We start from the raw sequence: 17,186 nt of genomic DNA, 5'->3' as shown, positions 1-17,186 counted from the left end.
ATAATAATGAGTATTTTAAGAAAACAAGCCTGATGAAAAATCTTATAAAAACAGATGTATATCATTTATTATAAATTCATATATTGATATAAGTTATTGTTATTATGCTGTTTTGTTTTAGAGTAATTATTCGATTAAATTTTGCGCAGTTGTGTTATGTATTTGTAATTTATAAATAAGAATAAGAATCTATTAAGTATTTTTAATAAGTCGTCTAAGTAAAATAAGTAACGTTAATTTCAATTTTTTGCGTGTAACTTTCATTCCAAAATATAATATTTCTATGTGGTCGCTTAAAATTACTTTCGTTATTAAAGTAGTTTATTTCAAAATAAGTTTTTATAAAAATATACTGTTTAGAATAAAATCATCATTATTTTATTATGAAAAATAATACCAAAATCAACATTATTCTCTATATTCTATATAGGATTAAGCCTCTAAATCACTTAACATAAGACGATTGAAATAAATGTTTCGTTGAGGTTGTTATGTCGTCCAAAACGCCATATAAGGTGTTATGTGTCTGTTTGGGAAATATCTGTCGCTCTCCTACGGCAGAGGTAGTTCTTAGATACTTTTGCGAACAACAACATTTAAATATCAGGGTCGATTCTGCGGGTACAAGTAATTATCATCCGAATAAAGCTCCCGATGAACGAAGTCAGAAACATGCATTAAAACGTGGTTATGATTTATCATCTTTAAGAGCAAGACAATTAAATGTGCAAGATTTTATCGAATTCGATTTGATTCTGGCGATGGATAATGAAAACTTTGACAATATTCAAACGCTTCAGCATCAAGCTGAATTAAAATTTGGTAAAAATAAACTTCGTGCAAAAATCGCATTAATGAGCGAGCATGATGAAATCTATAAGCAGCAAGCATTACCAGATCCATATTATGGCGGTGCAAATGGCTTCGAGCGAGTGCTTGATCAATGTGAATCGAGCAGCAGAGCTTGGGTAAATATTTTTAAAAATGAATTAGCTGTATAAGGTTTCAAGACATGAATATTCAAACACAAATTCAACTTAAACCTTTTAATACATTAAGTTTGGATGTCATTACATCGCACTACATGAAAGTTCAGTCGCAAAATGAGCTTATTGAAGCTTTGGCATTTGCAGAAGAAAATCAACTGAACGTGATGGTTCTATCGGGCGGTAGTAATATGTTATTGCCCAAAGAAATAAATGCACTTGTTATTCATATGGATATTCAAGGTTTTGAAGATATTACAGAAGATGCAGAATCTAAAACGATACGTGTCGGTGCAGGTCAAGTTTGGCATGATTTTGTTTTATGGACGACATCGCAAAACTTATATGGTTTACAAAATCTAGCGCTGATTCCTGGTTTGGTGGGTGCATCCCCAGTACAAAATATTGGTGCATATGGCGTAGAAGCAGGTGAATTTATAAATTCTGTGCAGGTTTATGATCGCTATTCAAAAGAATTTCGTTCGATTTTAGGTGCAGATTGTCATTTTTCATATCGTCATAGTATTTTTAAAGATGACCCAAACAAATATATAATTGTGAGTGTGGAATTTAAGCTTTTAAAACAGCCTCAATTAAAATTAAATTATGGTGATCTTAAAAATGCAGTAGCTGAAGACCAAACTGCGTTAAATTTACAAAACCAAGTCATTCAAATTCGTAAAGCGAAATTGCCAGATCCGAAAGAATTTCCAAATGTCGGAAGCTTTTTTAAAAATCCTGTTGTAGATTATTCTATTTATCTTCAATTGGCTGAAAAATTTCCAAACTTACCGCATTATCCGCAACCAAATAACCAAGTTAAAATTGCGGCAGGTTGGTTGATTGATCAATCGGGTTGGAAAGGTAAAAAGCTAGGTGTTGTAGGTATGTTCCAAAAACAAGCTTTGGTTTTGGTGAATTATGCAAATGCGAACTTAGAAGATGTTCAAAATACCTATAAAGCTGTACAACATGATGTTTATGCTAAATTTGGTGTATCTTTAGAGCCTGAGCCTGTTCTATATAACGAATTAGGCTTAATTCGAACACACCATGTCATTACAGAACATACAGGATAGTATATGGCTAGAAAGCATTTAATGGTCAAATTGGTACAAATAGCATCGTTGTTATTTGTATTTTTAGGTTGTCTAATGCTTTTTGTTTATTCACCTTATTATTCAAAGTTGGTGGTTAAAGCTTTGAATACATTTGTGCCTGTAGAGGTAAATGAATTGGCTGCTGAAAGTCAGAAAATGGCATCTTTAAGTGAAAATGATACTTTAGAGCCGGGTTCAGATTTGTGGATTGCACGCCAAGCATATTTAAAAGTCATGGAAAAAGAGCTTAATAAAAGTCAAATGACAGATTTAAGCACCATTCAAACACGTTATAAACTTTTGCAGAACTCAATTATTGAAGAACAACAAAAAGAGCAAAATAATGAACCCATTAAGCCATCTATTCCTTTGCTAGAGGTTTCTGCAAGCTCTGAAGTTCAAACGGAATCTACGCAAGCTGTACGTGAATTATTAGAGTTAAACAATGCTGATAATAAAGAAAGGATGGATAAATATATTCATTTTCTTTTAACGCATGAAATTGTCGAACCCATAATAGAACCTGTGAATACAGAAACTTTGCAAGATGTTCAACATATTCAGGATCAAAATACCGTTCAAAGTAGCGTAGAGAAGTCAAAACCTTATGCTATTGTGGTTTTAGGTGGTGGTTTAACTTTTGATAAAGATGCTAAAACCATTGTTGTGAATGATTACACAAGACTAAGATTAGAAAAAACCTTAGAAATAGAAAAGCAATATCAACTCCCAATTGTTCTTAGCGGTGTAGAAGCACCTTATATGCAAGCATGGCTGAAAGATCGTGGAATTGATGCAAAATTATTAGAAGATAGAAGTATGAATACTTGTGAAAATACTCGTTTTAGTTCACTACTTTTACAAAAAAAAGGTGGTGCTCCAACCGTTATTTTAGTGACGGATGAATACCATATGCCACGAACACGACGCTTATTTGCCTTAAATGGGATTGAAACGATTCCTGTGGAAGCACCGATGCCCACTCAACTAACACAATGGCGCCCTAGTGTTAAAAATTATGATCATAGTCGTAGAGCAAATTATGAAATGCTTGCATCTATTCGAGATGTTTTCTTGGGATCAAGTGATTGCAGGGAAGTTCCATAATGCCTGAAATTCCATTTTCAAATCCGAATGAACTAAAATTATTAGATTTACCTGTACCTAGTCGAGAGACAACGCCTCATCAACTAAATGCTTTAAATTTAAATCGCCAATTTTCACCAAATGCAGAACTTCAAGCATATCGAAAATTATATGGTTTTGACCTTTTAGATTGTGAACATTGGCAAGGTTATGTGGAAATTCCATTGTTTAAATTGCATGTTCAGGTTTTTCAACCCAATTTAAAATCATCGCGCTATAGTGAAATTCAAGGTACGGTATTTCTTTTACATGGCTATTTAGAACATAGCGGTATTTATCAACCCATTATTAAAGAGTTGATAGATCAGGGTTTTAGTGTAATTACATTCGACTTACCAGGTCATGGTTTAAGCGATGGTTCACCAGCGAACATTAAAGATTTTGACCATTATCAAGATGTTTTACATGCCGTTTATCAATATGTGAAAACAGCAGATCAATTACCAAAACCTTGGCTTGGTATTGGGCAAAGTACGGGTGCAGCTATACTCATGCATCATGTGTTAGATTTTGCTCAGCGTCGTGTAAATCCATATGTAGACCGAGTTTTATTATTGTCACCATTGGTTCGACCTGCAAAATCTGCTTGGTGGCATAATTCAGTAGGTTTAGGCATTATTCGTCGTATTAAAAAGCAAGTGCCACGTCATTTCCGTAGAAATAATCATAATCCTGAGTTTTTACGATTTATTCGACTAAAAGATCCATTGCAGCCAAAAATGATGGGGATGGATTGGATTCTAGCCATGTCTAAATGGATGCAAGAAATGGAGCAACGACCATCTTGTCGTATTCCTGTTTGGCTAGCGCAAGGTGCGCAAGATCAAACGGTCGATTGGAAATATAATATAGAGTTTATTCGTAATAAATTTCGATTACAGACTTTACTGATGTTGGAAGAGGGTTCACATCAACTCATTAATGAACGTGCAGATATTCGTGCTGCATTAACGGGTTTAATTCCTGCATTTTTACATGCAAAGCAAAGTAAAGTTTATTATTAATTTACTTCACTATGAAACTAGATTAAACATTAAAAAGCTCAAGTTGATGACTTGAGCTTTTTATTTTGCATAAATTATTTATTCAATAATCAGCATATCTTGATCATCAAATTTCCAATCTGCTGAATAGGCAATTTCCCAATAATAACCATCTAAATCTTTGAAATATCCACTATAACCACCCCAAAAAACTTTTTGAGCAGGTTTTACAATGGTTCCGCCATGAGTTTGAACCAATTGTAGAATATCATCGACTTCTTTTTCAGACTTTGTATTGCAGGCAAAAGTGATACCACTAAATCCTTGACTGATAAGCGGTGGATTTTCAGCATTAATATCTTTAGCTAATTGTTCTAATGGATAAAGTTCAAGTTTTGATCCTTGATTATCAAAGAATACAATTGCTGGGCTTGCTTGAGTTTCGTATGTTTTAAAGCCTATATTTTTATAAAATGCTAAAGATAATTCAATGTTTTTTACACCTAAGCAAATTAAATTAATTCTGTTCATTATTTTAAAACTCTAATAGATGGAATATTGATGAGTTTATGTTAGATGAAAAATTCATCAAAATAATAGAGTGTTTACCAAATTCAACACAATAAAAAAGAGGCCGAAGCCTCTTTAATTTGCAATACTCAATTTTAAAATTTATTCACGTCTGCAACTTTCCACATACGGTAATAGAAATTATCCGTTTCTGATTGATCGCAATTTAGAAGTTCACCTTCTTTAAGCCAGAAGTGTAACTGCCCATAGTTGTTAATTTCACGATCATTTACACGCTGTGCTAAATGATGCGGTTTAATGTCTGATGGGTGCTCTAAGCCAGCAGATGCAAGTAATTCAGCTAAAGCGCGCATGGTGTTCTTATGGAAGCTGTAAACACGGTCAGCTTTGGTTGGAACATGAATTGCTTTTTGACGTTCTTTATCTTGCGTTGCAACGCCTACAGGGCATTGGTTGGTATGGCAGCTTTGCGCTTGAATACAACCAACTGCAAACATAAAGCCACGAGCTGAGTTTACCCAGTCTGCACCAATTGCAAGAGTACTTGCGATATCAAAGGCACTAATGAGTTTGCCGCTTGCACCAATTTTCACTTGTTTTCTCAAACCCGCACCAATTAATGTGTTGTGAACTAAGCGTAAACCTTCACGCAAAGGGACACCCATATTGTCAATTAATTCGATAGGTGCAGCACCAGTACCACCTTCAGAACCATCTACCACAATAAAGTCAGGGACAATTTTCGTTTCAAGCATGGCTTTAACAATTGCCATAAATTGCCAAGGTTGACCAATACAGAGCTTAAAGCCGACAGGTTTACCATTCGACAATTCACGTAATTGCTGAATAAAATGCATCAACTCAATTGGGTTTGAAAATGCAGAGTGATTTGATGGTGAAATACAATCTTCTTCACGGCTGATTCCACGAATTTGTGCAATTTCTTCTGAAATCTTATCTTTAGGTAAAATACCACCATGACCAGGTTTTGCACCTTGAGAGAGTTTAATCTCGATCATTTTAACTTGTGGTAGTTGTGCCTGTTTTGCAAACATTTCAGGAGAAAATTGACCATCAATGGTACGGCAACCAAAGTAACCACTGCCAAGTTCCCAAACAATATCGCCATTATTTTCTAGATGATAAGGACTAATACTGCCTTCACCTGTGTCGTGGTAGAAATTACCAAGTTTAGCGCCTTTGTTTAAAGCACGAATGGCATTGGCACTTAAACTACCAAAACTCATTGCTGAAATATTCATGATTGATGAGCTATACGGTTGTGTACATTGCTCATTACCAATAGAAATTCGGAATGTTGATGGATCGGCAGGTTTACATGGCGACATTGAATGCATAATAAAGCGATAATCTTGCTGATATACATTGATGATCGAGCCAAAAGGTTTATCTGCATTTTCATTTTTTGAACGTTGATAAACCAAGCTACGTTGCATACGTGAAAATGGTAATGCATCTTGATCAGATTCGATGAAATATTGACGAATTTCAGGGCGAAAATCTTCAAATAAATAACGAAAATGTCCCATAATTGGGTAGTTTTTTAGAATTGCATGACGCTTTTGTAGAATGTCATATACACCTAAAAGACTGAGTGCGATGGTACTCAGCCAAATGGTATTTAATACAGTATCTGAGAAGAAATAGTGTAAATAATGAACTTCAGAGAATACTCTTAACCACGTAATTGAGACAGCAATAATAATGCTGACAAACCAAACCGAGTGTCTTGAGAAAAAAGTATTTAAAAACTTATGTCTTATGCTTTGAGATAGGCTGGACACTTTTTAATCCGAAAAATTAAATATGTGCTAACACTGCAACTTTTCGACATAATTTTCAAGTGCTCATTTGTCACTTTGTAGATAAGCTTAATAAGATATGTAGTTGAAATATCAATAAATAAATCGAGTCTAGTCAAGGTTGTTAGCTAGACTCGATTGTAGCTTTATTCAGCAGGTACAAGCATAAGAATGGAATCATTCAGTAATTGAGCGATATCTTCTAAAATGTCTGCATCATATAAATCTTGGTTCAAATTGACAATTTGTCCATCTGCCAATTGTTTTAAATGCTCTGTGAATGCTTCAGAAACACAAACTCCTTCGCCATTTGCCCAGAATAAAACATCATCATCTTGTTCTGTATAAAGTAGGCGAGAAGAGGGTTCTAAACAAAGTTTGTAGCCTTCTTTTAATGCTTCTTCTAAATCGCCTGCGCCAATTTCTTCAGCTTCAGGAATATTTTCAGGATATTTAGGTTCAGACATTAAAGTCATAATTGCATCTTCAAGTACATTTGAGTTTTGAAGTTGCTCCATAATTTTATCTTTAAGATATTCTAATTCGTTACTGCTCACCTCACCAATAGAACCGACTTGGTCACGAATAATATCTATTAATGGATTGCGTAGAAGTTCATTTTCAGAAAATTTATCGCCCACACGATCCATCATATCGCTGACATTTGGCATACGGAAACCAAAAGAGAAGGTTAAACAGTCATCTTCAGCAACGCCATAATGTGACAAACCCGGTGGTACATACAGTAAATCGCCTGGTGCTAAAACTTCATCAAAGTGAATATCCATTTCAGCTAATAATTTAAGCGGTTGTCCTGCAACAAAATCAGTTTCAGCATCACACATTTGCCCCAACTGCCAACGACGATGTCCATAACCTTGCACTAGAAACACATCGTAAAAATCGAAGTGCTTACCTACAGAACCGCCTTTAGGTGCATAAGACACCATGATGTCATCACGGCGCCATTGTGGAATAAATGGAAATTTCTTCCAAAGTTCTGCAAGGTCAAAAGAATAATGATCTACCGCTTGAACCAACAAAGTCCAAAGCTTAGGCATCTTTTGAAAATCTGCTTTTAATAGTGGAGATGATTTTACCGACCATTGATTTGGATCGCGGTCTTTTTGCTTAATTAAACGAGCTGTGACATTTTCGTCTAATGCAAGCTCCATAACATCTTTTGGCTCTAAAAGACTTGCAATTTCAGGCATTGCATTACGAACAAGGAGCGGTTTTTTTTGCCAATATTCGGCAAGAAATTGTTCAGCGGTAATTCCACCTAAAATATCAAGAGTTTGGGACATAAAGATAACTACATAAAATTTTCTATATTGTCCCTTGAGTTCTATATAAGCGCAAGTTCAATGCATTGAAGATATGATTTTTATTCTTTCAAAATTGTTATGTTCATCTACGTTAAAAATAGGGTAATAAATAATAGGAGATAAATTTAGCGGGTTCTACATTGTTCAGTTTGTGTAAATAATTCTCATTTACTAATATATTTATATATCATACATTCTTTTATTAAAAATGCATTATTTCTCACAGATTCAAATGTATTCATCCATTAGGGAATATCATGAAACCACGACAATTTAGACTTTCAATATTAACAATTTGTTTATTATCAACATCAATTTATGCAGCAGACAACAATACCAATATACTTGCACCAATTACACTTCAAGCGACGGGCAATTGGCTTGAAGATGCCAATGCAAATAAAGTTCTTAATCATGCAGGCGCACGTACGATCTTAAATAAACAAGAATTAGATGCGAAGGGTACAACGTCGGTTAAAGAAGCTTTACGTCAAATTCCGGGTGTGCAAGCACCTGAAAATGCAGGAACAGCGGGAAGTGATGCATCATTGAGTATCGGTGTTCGTGGTTTAACCTCCAGATTTTCACCACGTTCACAAATTATGGTCGATGGTGTTCCTTTGGCATTTGCACCTTATGGTCAGTCCCAATTATCACTAGCGCCAACAACCTTAGGTAATATTGAATCTATAGATGTAGTACGTGGTGCAGGTTCTGTACGCTTTGGGCCGCAAAATGTAGGCGGTATTATGAACTTTAATACTCGCGCTATTCCTAAAGATTTTGCAGGTACTGTTGATATGACGACAGAAATTGCAAAAAACGGTAACGTGAAATTTAATCCAAACTTATTTATAGGCGGAACAACAGAACAAGGCTTAGGTTTGGCTTTACTTTACTCGGGTGCAAATGGCGAAGGTTTTCGTGATAGCAACGACAAATCTAAAATTAATGATATTCGCTTAAAGGCAGCGTATGACTTTAATGATTATGAAAAAATCGAAGCAAATATACATCGTTATGATGCCGATGTAGATATGCCAGGTGGTTTAATGCCATCGCAATATGCTCAAAACCCATATCAATCTTTGCGTAATGATGATTATATGAAAGGACATCGAACAGATGGTTCTATTAAATATAGTTATAAAAAAGATGACAATGCTTTTGAAGTTTTAGCTTATCACACAGATACTTTCCGAGATGCAGGCATGGAAAGAAGTGGATCTGAACTTTATCAAACTGCTCCGCGTAATTATAAAGTTACCGCAATTGAGCCTCGCTATTCACATGCTTATCAACTTGGTCAATCTCAAAATGAAGTATCTGTAGGTTATCGTTATTTACATGAAACCAGTGAAGAGGCGGTAGATCGTGCAAATTACGATTCTATTTCAGGACCTGCGGAAAGTTTTGGTTGGACTAAAGCTGACGGTAAAACAGATGCACATGCATTTTATGTAGATAACCGTACAGATATTGGTGCATGGTCATTTACCCCAGGTGTACGTTTTGAAAAAATCAAAACCACTGAGAATATGTACAAACTGAATAAAGATTATTCGGTTATGAATGGCGTTCATGCAGCTAAGTCATATGATTCTGTATTGCCAAGTTTTTCTGTGATGTATAAAGCAAATGATCAATGGAATGTATTTGCCAATTACGGAAAATCTTTTGCACCGTTTCAATATAGCCAAATGGTAAATAATGATAAAAATGGTGCCTTTCTCACTATGAATGGTTTACAGCCTGAAAAAGCCGATAACTATGAAATTGGAACGCATTATTTAGATGATTATTTATCTTTAGAATTCACGTTTTTCTACATTGATTTTGCAGATGAATTAAAACGAAATGATGCGACACAAACCTATTCAAATTTAGGTGCAACCAAGCATAAAGGTGCAGAATTAGGTTTTAAATATAATTTTGCTGGTCTCAATGATGCTTTAGAAAATGTATCGATGTATGCAAATGCGACATATACAAAAGCAACAGCATCTGCAGGAGAAAATGCAGGAAAAGATTTAGACTTTTATTCGAACTGGATGGGTAATTTAGGTCTCGATTATAAGATTAATCATTGGACATTAAATACCAATATGTATTTCCAATCGGGTCAAACTGCTTCAGGTAAAAATGATGATACAGGACGCTATGGAAATATTTCAGGTTATGGTGTAGCAGGTATCCGTGCAGCCTATGATTTTTCAGATACAAGCTTAAAAGGTTTGAAAGTTGGTGTAGGCGTTAAGAATTTATTTGACCGTGAATTTTATACGCGTTCAGCAGATCAGACTGGTGGTATGTACGTAGGTCCATCACGAACGTATTATTTGCAAACATCATATGATTTTTAATTTTGTAATTTGAATTATATGTTTGATTTTTGATAGAAAATTTAGGGTTTAAAACACAAGCTTTATTCGGAAGCTCTAATGTTTTAAACCCTATTATAATGAATACATCATTAGGGAACTTGAATATTTAATTCACGTAATATTCCACATAGTTTAATCATTGGCATGCCCATGAGCGTCGTTTGGTCTTGACCAATCATTTCTTCAAACAGGCTAATTCCCAAGCTTTCACACTTAAAACTACCTGCACAATGTAAAGGTTGTTCTACTTCTACATAGCGTTCAATTTCAGCAAGCCCAAGTTTACGAAATTTCACTTTGTAGTGTTCAACTAAGGTTCTTTCGAAGCCTGAAGATTTCTGTTGTACGCTTAAAGCTGTACTGAAATATACAATTTTGTCAGAGTTTGCTTGAAGTTGTTTAATGGCTTTTTCATTACTTAAAGGTTTTCCAATAAAAATATCAGGAGCACCTTCACGCCAAGCCACTTGGTCTGAACCAATCACAATTGCATCTGGATATTGATCTGAAATGAATTTTGCTTTTTCAAAAGCAAGGCGCATTGCTAAATCATCGGCATGGTTTTCACCACGTGGAGATTCATCAATATCGGGAACAATAGATTGATATTCTATGCGTAAACGATCCATTAATTCTTTACGAGTTTGGCTACTTGAAGCCAAAATAAGTTGCATATTGTTCATTACACTGCGTAGTCCATAAGAACATCAAGCGGAACATAAGCTAATGCCGCTTGGTGACATGCTTGAATTTTAATGGGGGGTGCGCAACCATCTTGGTAGGCATCTACCCAACGGGTCACACAAATACACCAAAAGTCGCCTGGTTTTAAACCTGGAAAGCCTGCCTCAGGAAAAGGGGTAATTAAATCGTTACCAACTTTTTGAGAATAATTGAGAAATTCAGATGTCATTTGCGCACAAACAGTATGTTGACCTAAGTCTGTTGTGGCTGTGTGACAAAAGCCATTGCGGAAATATCCAGTAATTGGATCGAAGCAACAACTTGAAAGTGGCTCGCCAAGAACATTTAAACGATTGATATTTGGGTCTGGATGAATAGACATAAGTGCATTTTAGTAGTGACCTTGTCCTATCATAATCAAAAGTTTGGCTTTCTACATCTTTTATGCAAAAGAAGCTAAGCATTTTTTTGCATAATCATTTAAAATCTTGGCGAATTTAATATCTATACAGTGAGCTATACATGAACTTTCAGCGTATGACTGACCTCGACTTAGCAGGCAAGCGTGTTTTAATCCGTGAAGATTTAAACGTACCTGTTAAAAATGGTGTGATTACAAGTGATGCACGTTTACGCGCAGCATTACCAACAATTAAAGCTGCCGTAGCGAAAGGCGCAGCAGTAATGGTTTATTCTCACCTTGGTCGTCCTGTTGAAGGTGAGCCAAAAGCTGAACAATCTCTTGCACCAGTTGCTGCTTACTTAACAGAAGCTCTAGGGCAAGACGTTAAACTTTTCACAGATTACCTAGATGGTGTAGAAGTAGAAGCAGGACAAGTTGTTCTTTTAGAAAACTGTCGTTTCAATGTGGGTGAAAAGAAAAACAACCCTGAACTTGCACAAAAATATGCAGCGCTTTGTGATGTGTTTGTGATGGATGCATTTGGTACAGCGCATCGTGCAGAAGCATCTACTGAAGGTGTTGCACGTTTTGCTAAAGTTGCAGCAGCAGGACCTTTACTTGCTACAGAATTAGATGCTTTAGGTCGTGCGCTTAAAACTCCTGAAAAGCCAATGGTTGCCATTGTTGCAGGTTCTAAAGTTTCAACTAAGTTAGATGTACTCACTTCACTTTCAGATATTTGTGATCAAATTATCGTAGGTGGTGGTATTGCAAATACATTCTTAGCAGCTGCGGGCTTCAATGTTGGTAAATCACTTTGCGAAAATGATTTAATCGACACAGCAAAAGCAATTGCTGCAAAAGTTTCTGTACCACTTCCTACAGACGTTGTTGTTGCAGATGCATCTGAAATTGATTTTGCAGATTTCTTAGGTTCATTGGCTGTGGCTAAAGCAGTTGTGAAAAAAGTTGAAGATGTAGCAGACAACGACATGATTCTTGATGTTGGTCCTGAAACAGCAAAAGCATTTGCAGAAATTATCAAAAACTCAAAAACAATCCTTTGGAATGGTCCTGTAGGTGTATTTGAGGTTGATCAATTTGGCGAAGGTACAAAAGCACTTTCATTGGCAATTGCAGAATCTAATGGTTTCTCTATTGCAGGTGGTGGCGATACTTTAGCAGCAATTGATAAATACGAAGTGGCTGATAAAATTGGTTATATCTCTACAGGTGGCGGTGCATTCCTTGAATTTGTTGAAGGTAAAACACTTCCTGCTGTAGCTGCACTTTTAGAACGCGCTTAATCGTTCATTCAAAGTGAAAAAAAGGTTGGCTTCGGTCAGCCTTTTTTTGTTTAGATAATCGTCATAAAAATGCAACATCACTGTCATATTATGCCTTTAATGAATTCAATCATTCGATATAAGGTATGTGTGATGAAACAACAATTAGCATTGGCTGCATTATTAACAACATCTTTAACTTTAGCAGCATGTTCAAAACAAGAACAGGCACCTGCATCAGAAGCCGATGCATCTGCAGTAGTTACAGAGTCTGCCCAAGCTACACCAGAACAACAAGCCGCAATTGATGCAATTGATAAACCTGTGTTAGATGAGAAAAATACAGATGTTCCTGCTGAAATTGCAAATGCACCTGCAGATGCTGCAACAGCGCATGAAGAAAAATAAGCCATAAAACTCGCTCAATAGGGCGAGTTATGGTTATTTTTGTAAAAGTCCTCACGATATGAGGACTTTTTTTTTAAAAGATACGAATTGTTGCTGAATTGAAACAAATCCCAATGTAGAATATGGGACATTACCTGGGAGGATATTATGGCTCTTATTTCATTGCGCCAGCTCTTGGATCACGCCGGCGAACATGCTTACGGCGTACCAGCATTTAACGTAAACAACTTAGAACAAATGCGTGCAATTATGTTAGCTGCTGATGCAACTAATTCACCTGTTATCGTACAAGCATCTGCCGGTGCTCGTAAGTATGCAGGCGCACCATTTTTACGTCACCTAATTTTGGCTGCAATTGAAGAATGGCCGCATATTCCAGTGGTTATGCACCAAGATCATGGTACAGACCCTGATGTATGTCAGCGTTCTATCCAATTGGGCTTTTCATCTGTAATGATGGATGGTTCTTTGGGTGCAGATGGTAAAACACCAACAAGTTACGAATACAACGTAGATGTAACTCGTCGTACAGTTCAAATGGCGCATGCTTGTGGTGTGTCGGTTGAAGGTGAAATTGGTTGCTTAGGTAGCCTTGAAACTGGTATGGCTGGTGAAGAAGATGGCGTAGGCGCAGAAGGCGTTCTAGATCATTCTCAACTTCTTACTTCTGTTGAAGAAGCACGTAGCTTCGTTGCAGATACAAATGTAGATGCATTGGCGATTGCTGTAGGTACTTCACATGGTGCTTACAAGTTCACTCGTCCACCTACAGGCGATATCTTAGCGATTGACCGTATTAAAGAAATTCATGCTGCGTTACCAAATACGCATCTTGTAATGCACGGTTCAAGCTCTGTTCCTCAAGAATGGTTAGCTGTAATCAATGAATTTGGCGGTAATATCGGTGAAACTTACGGTGTTCCTGTTGAGCAATTGGTTGACGCAATCAAACACGGTGTTCGTAAAATCAACATCGATACAGACTTACGTTTAGCGTCTACAGGTGCTATGCGCCGTATGATGGCTGAAAAACCAAGCGAATTTGACCCACGTAAATTCTTCTCTGCAACTGTTGATGCAATGAAACAAATTTGTATCGATCGTTATGAAGCATTTGGTACTGCGGGCAATGCTGACAAAATTCGTCCAATTTCTTTAGAGAAAATGGTTGAACGCTATAAATAATTGCGAAAGTAAGTGTTTATAAAAATAAAAGCCCACAAATTGTGGGCTTTTATTTAACAAAAAGAATTCTATAAGCAAAAACATAAGTAGATGAAAATATGGAATTAATACTTGCAGCTGCATTGTGTAGCGTCTTTGTCTCAATTTTTCTAAAAGTTATGAAAAATAGGGGATTTGACTCTATTCAAATGATCACTTGGAATTATGCGATTGCGAGTGTTTTGTGCTTTTTATGGTTTAAGCCAGATTTACAACATATTTCTTTGGTGAAAACGCCGTGGTTACTTATTATCGCTTTGGGTATTCTTTTACCGAGTGTTTTCTTATTTTTGTCTAAATCCTTACAAACAGCAGGTATTCTAAAAACAGAAATTGCTCAGCGATTATCTGTTGTTTTATCGCTTTTAGCTGCGTATTTTATTTTTAATGAACAATTCAATAATTTAAAAATTGCGGGAATAGTCTTAGGAATATTCGCAGTATTACTCATTTTACTCTCAAATAAATCTAAAGGCAGTGGTAGTAATCAAAGCATTGTGTATTTGGCTTTGGTTTGGGTGGGTTATGCCTTAATAGATGTATTGCTAAAATACACAACAGGTTTGGGTTTGCAGTTTTCTGTGGCTTTAAATTTGATGTTTATTTGTGCGTTTGTCTTATCTTTAAGTTATATTTTTATTAAATTTAAAAGTATTGGTCAATTTAAAAATATAGGTGCTGGCGCACTACTGGGTTTTATGAATTTTGCCAATATTGCATTGTATGTAAAAGCACACATGTTGTTAAAAGATAGTCCTGCTGTGGTTTTTGCAGGAATGAATATTCTTGTTGTCGTGTTTGGTGTTTTAAGCGGTTTAATCTTCTTTAAAGAGAGATTAAAAACCGCTTCAGGTATTGGTTTAGTTCTAGCTATTACAAGTGTTGCTTGCTTGGCTTATTCAATGATTTAAAAATACTACAGACTAAATCATAAGGATGTTTCAGTAAGTCATCTGGTTCTGCTGTACCCATAAGTAAGCCATTTTTATGGCAATGAGGGCAGTTGGGATAATGCAGCTCAGAATCTTTGTAATGTTGATAATACTGATGCTGACATGCAGAACATTCAAATTTTAAAGGCATAAGTGCAAGAGCCATATTTATTCTCCAGTTTTTTATTTTGTATAAAAAATAAGCAACAGCTATGCCAAAAAATAGGGACATGAAGTCCCTATTTTTTATTTTTTAGATTCTATTTAAAGATGAGTGAAAATTTCTTCAGCACTTAAACGTGATTTTGGCAACTTTGCATTAAAGTCATTTTCGCTATGGAAACCTAAAGTCATAATGACAGAAGGAACTAAACCTTTTTCTGCTAAGCCTAGTTCTTCGGAAATGATTGCTTCATCGAAACCGCCAATTGGCGTTGCATCTAGGTTTTCAATACCTGCTGTAAGTAGCATCTGCCCAAGCGCAATAAATGTTTGGTTTTCTGCCCAACGTTGAATATCACCTTTTTCATTACGGTAATAGTCTACATATCCTGTACGAGCATCTTTCTGGGCTTGTTTCGCGGTTTCATCTTTAAAGCGACCGCTTAAATCATCACGATTAAGTAGGTTTGCTAGGTGTTCTTTTGTAATGTCTGCTTTTGTACAGAATAAAATAGTATGTGAAGAATCTAGTACTTTGGGTGCGTTATAGGCGTATTTACCAATGAGTGCTTTGGCAATACGCTGTTTTGCAGCTATGTTGTCTGCAATAAAATAGTGCCAAGGCTGAATATTGATTGAAGATGGTGCAAAACGTAAAATTTCTAATAAACGTTCAAATTGTTCTTGAGAGATTTTTTTGCTTGAATCGTATGCTTTTGTTGCATATCGAGTTTTTGAAACGTTTAACAAATCCATGGAGTTGAATCCTCTTGTGTAATATTTCATATTTTACGCAATATCATTTTGGAAGTAATAGTAGAAGAATTACTGTTGTATATATTTCTATGTCTATATGTCACAGAGCTGAAATTTAAAATATTAGAATTATAAAAACAAGAAAAATGTACTTTAGTTGAGATTAAGTTATGGGGATCTTAATTGTATGACCTCAGAATATTAATTTAATTATTAAGTAATTCTTAAAAATAAGAGGTGTTTAAAGTTGCATTTATCATTGTTATTTTGAATTGATTTTTAGTTTTTAATCGCCTATAAGGATTAAAAAAGAGAGCAATTAAAGTTTAGATTTGAGTCTGAGTGAGGAGCTTTTTATTCGTTGGTTTTGCCTATGTGAAAAAACTGATTTAAATTTGAACTGTAATATTATTGTGAGAAAAATACATTAAATACAACTCTTAAATTAGATTAAAAGGTTAATTTTAGATATTACGTATATATATGGTCAGGGAAAATATGAGTTTTTTTTGTACCAGTGAAAGAGCTCAAGAATGATTTGTATTTTTATATTAGAAAATTATGATTTTTCTAATACTGTATTTCTCACTAAAAATTTAACTAGGAATTAATTTTTTTTTTAAATATACTGCCTTCGAATTTTTAAAAGCGGAGACCCTCTGTGGGAAGTTGTCAAAGTTGTAGGTGTTTTAATAACACAGATTTATCCATCTAAACGCAACAGACTCCACAAAGGATGCTGTCTTGCAATGAGATGGCTTAAGTCCAATAAAAGCTTATACTTTAATGAAAATAATCATTTTATCATTTTGATAACGTGATTGTTTATCTCACTTGGTCATATTCCGCCTCAGTGATGGGGAGTATCGTGTGCCTTATATTTTCTTTACAGCATCATTTTATGTATCGCTTCTGTTTTTAGCCGTATTTGGGCAAAAAACGTGGGCGGCACCTTTGTTAATTATGATATGTGCTGAATTAGCAGGAGACTTTCACTTGGGATATGCTAGGCAGCTAACCGATAAAAGTTCTCTGCTATTTGATTTGGCG

The 17,186-nt window shown here is 35.5% G+C and carries 17 protein-coding genes; 10 read left to right on the top strand and 7 right to left on the bottom strand.

Features of this window, described 5'->3' with window-relative positions; all coding sequences use genetic code 11:
- Positions 1 to 491 precede the first annotated feature (491 nt).
- From A6M14_RS13005 to A6M14_RS12990, 4 genes are read left to right on the top strand one after another with little or no spacing between them, the layout of a single operon-like run.
- Entirely contained in the window at positions 492 to 1,001 is a 510-nt protein-coding gene (locus A6M14_RS13005; protein ID WP_152875616.1) for a low molecular weight protein-tyrosine-phosphatase, read from the top strand.
- Positions 1,002 to 1,012: 11 nt separating this feature from the next.
- Entirely contained in the window at positions 1,013 to 2,065 is a 1,053-nt protein-coding gene (gene murB, locus A6M14_RS13000; protein WP_152875614.1) for a UDP-N-acetylmuramate dehydrogenase, read from the top strand.
- A gap of 3 nt (positions 2,066 to 2,068) precedes the next feature.
- Complete coding sequence (locus A6M14_RS12995) at positions 2,069 to 3,193, top strand: YdcF family protein (RefSeq protein WP_152875612.1); 1,125 nt, start codon at positions 2,069 to 2,071, stop codon at positions 3,191 to 3,193.
- Complete coding sequence (locus tag A6M14_RS12990) at positions 3,193 to 4,236, top strand: alpha/beta hydrolase (protein ID WP_152875610.1); 1,044 nt, start codon at positions 3,193 to 3,195, stop codon at positions 4,234 to 4,236. Before A6M14_RS12995 ends, A6M14_RS12990 begins: the two co-directional genes overlap by 1 nt.
- 78 nt (positions 4,237 to 4,314) lie before the next feature.
- Here the strand turns inward: A6M14_RS12990 and A6M14_RS12985 are convergent, their stop codons facing one another.
- The 3 genes from A6M14_RS12985 to A6M14_RS12975 all read right to left on the bottom strand — a co-directional run bounded on the left by A6M14_RS12985 (position 4,315) and on the right by A6M14_RS12975 (position 7,876).
- Positions 4,315 to 4,746: a VOC family protein gene (locus A6M14_RS12985; protein WP_152875609.1), complete on the bottom strand. Its 432-nt coding sequence runs from the start codon at positions 4,744 to 4,746 to the stop codon at positions 4,315 to 4,317.
- 134 nt (positions 4,747 to 4,880) lie between these two features.
- Positions 4,881 to 6,551: an FMN-binding glutamate synthase family protein gene (locus tag A6M14_RS12980; RefSeq protein ID WP_163124050.1), complete on the bottom strand. Its 1,671-nt coding sequence runs from the start codon at positions 6,549 to 6,551 to the stop codon at positions 4,881 to 4,883.
- A 164-nt stretch (positions 6,552 to 6,715) separates the two neighbouring features.
- On the bottom strand, positions 6,716 to 7,876 hold the full coding sequence (locus A6M14_RS12975) for a ribosomal protein uL16 3-hydroxylase (protein WP_152875607.1): 1,161 nt from the start codon (positions 7,874 to 7,876) through the stop codon (positions 6,716 to 6,718).
- Between the two features lie 278 nt (positions 7,877 to 8,154).
- Between A6M14_RS12975 and A6M14_RS12970 the strand changes: the two genes are divergently transcribed.
- Positions 8,155 to 10,260 (top strand): TonB-dependent receptor family protein, encoded by a 2,106-nt coding sequence (locus tag A6M14_RS12970; RefSeq protein ID WP_152875605.1) that lies wholly within the window; start codon positions 8,155 to 8,157, stop codon positions 10,258 to 10,260.
- Positions 10,261 to 10,370: 110 nt separating this feature from the next.
- Here the strand turns inward: A6M14_RS12970 and A6M14_RS12965 are convergent, their stop codons facing one another.
- Positions 10,371 to 10,964: a Maf family protein gene (locus tag A6M14_RS12965; protein ID WP_152875603.1), complete on the bottom strand. Its 594-nt coding sequence runs from the start codon at positions 10,962 to 10,964 to the stop codon at positions 10,371 to 10,373.
- Positions 10,964 to 11,347 (bottom strand): DUF2237 family protein, encoded by a 384-nt coding sequence (locus A6M14_RS12960; RefSeq protein WP_152875602.1) that lies wholly within the window; start codon positions 11,345 to 11,347, stop codon positions 10,964 to 10,966. Before A6M14_RS12960 ends, A6M14_RS12965 begins: the two co-directional genes overlap by 1 nt.
- Positions 11,348 to 11,487: 140 nt before the next feature.
- On the opposite strand from A6M14_RS12960, the gene A6M14_RS12955 reads away from it, so the two are divergent.
- From A6M14_RS12955 to A6M14_RS12940, 4 genes are all read left to right on the top strand, one after another.
- A complete protein-coding gene (locus A6M14_RS12955) occupies positions 11,488 to 12,675 on the top strand; it encodes a phosphoglycerate kinase (protein WP_152875600.1) in 1,188 nt (395 codons plus the stop codon).
- Between the two features lie 132 nt (positions 12,676 to 12,807).
- Entirely contained in the window at positions 12,808 to 13,062 is a 255-nt protein-coding gene (locus A6M14_RS12950; protein ID WP_152875598.1) for a hypothetical protein, read from the top strand.
- Positions 13,063 to 13,209: 147 nt separating this feature from the next.
- On the top strand, positions 13,210 to 14,247 hold the full coding sequence (gene fba, locus A6M14_RS12945) for a class II fructose-bisphosphate aldolase (protein ID WP_152875597.1): 1,038 nt from the start codon (positions 13,210 to 13,212) through the stop codon (positions 14,245 to 14,247).
- A 98-nt stretch (positions 14,248 to 14,345) separates the two neighbouring features.
- Complete coding sequence (locus tag A6M14_RS12940) at positions 14,346 to 15,197, top strand: DMT family transporter (protein WP_152875595.1); 852 nt, start codon at positions 14,346 to 14,348, stop codon at positions 15,195 to 15,197.
- Here A6M14_RS12940 and A6M14_RS12935 read toward each other — a convergent pair.
- Positions 15,160 to 15,384: a hypothetical protein gene (locus A6M14_RS12935; protein ID WP_152875593.1), complete on the bottom strand. Its 225-nt coding sequence runs from the start codon at positions 15,382 to 15,384 to the stop codon at positions 15,160 to 15,162. The genes A6M14_RS12940 and A6M14_RS12935 overlap by 38 nt on opposite strands.
- 98 nt (positions 15,385 to 15,482) lie before the next feature.
- A complete protein-coding gene (gene nfsB / locus A6M14_RS12930) occupies positions 15,483 to 16,136 on the bottom strand; it encodes an oxygen-insensitive NAD(P)H nitroreductase (protein ID WP_152875592.1) in 654 nt (217 codons plus the stop codon).
- An 870-nt stretch (positions 16,137 to 17,006) separates the two neighbouring features.
- Between nfsB and A6M14_RS14185 the strand changes: the two genes are divergently transcribed.
- On the top strand, positions 17,007 to 17,186 hold a 180-nt coding region (locus tag A6M14_RS14185; RefSeq protein WP_206669624.1), incomplete at its 3' end, for a hypothetical protein.

It is taken from the genome of Acinetobacter portensis (genome assembly GCF_009372215.1).
GTDB lineage: Bacteria > Pseudomonadota > Gammaproteobacteria > Pseudomonadales > Moraxellaceae > Acinetobacter > Acinetobacter portensis.
The sequence above is the reverse complement of the archived record's forward strand: the minus strand, read 5'-3'. Positions and strand labels throughout refer to the sequence as shown.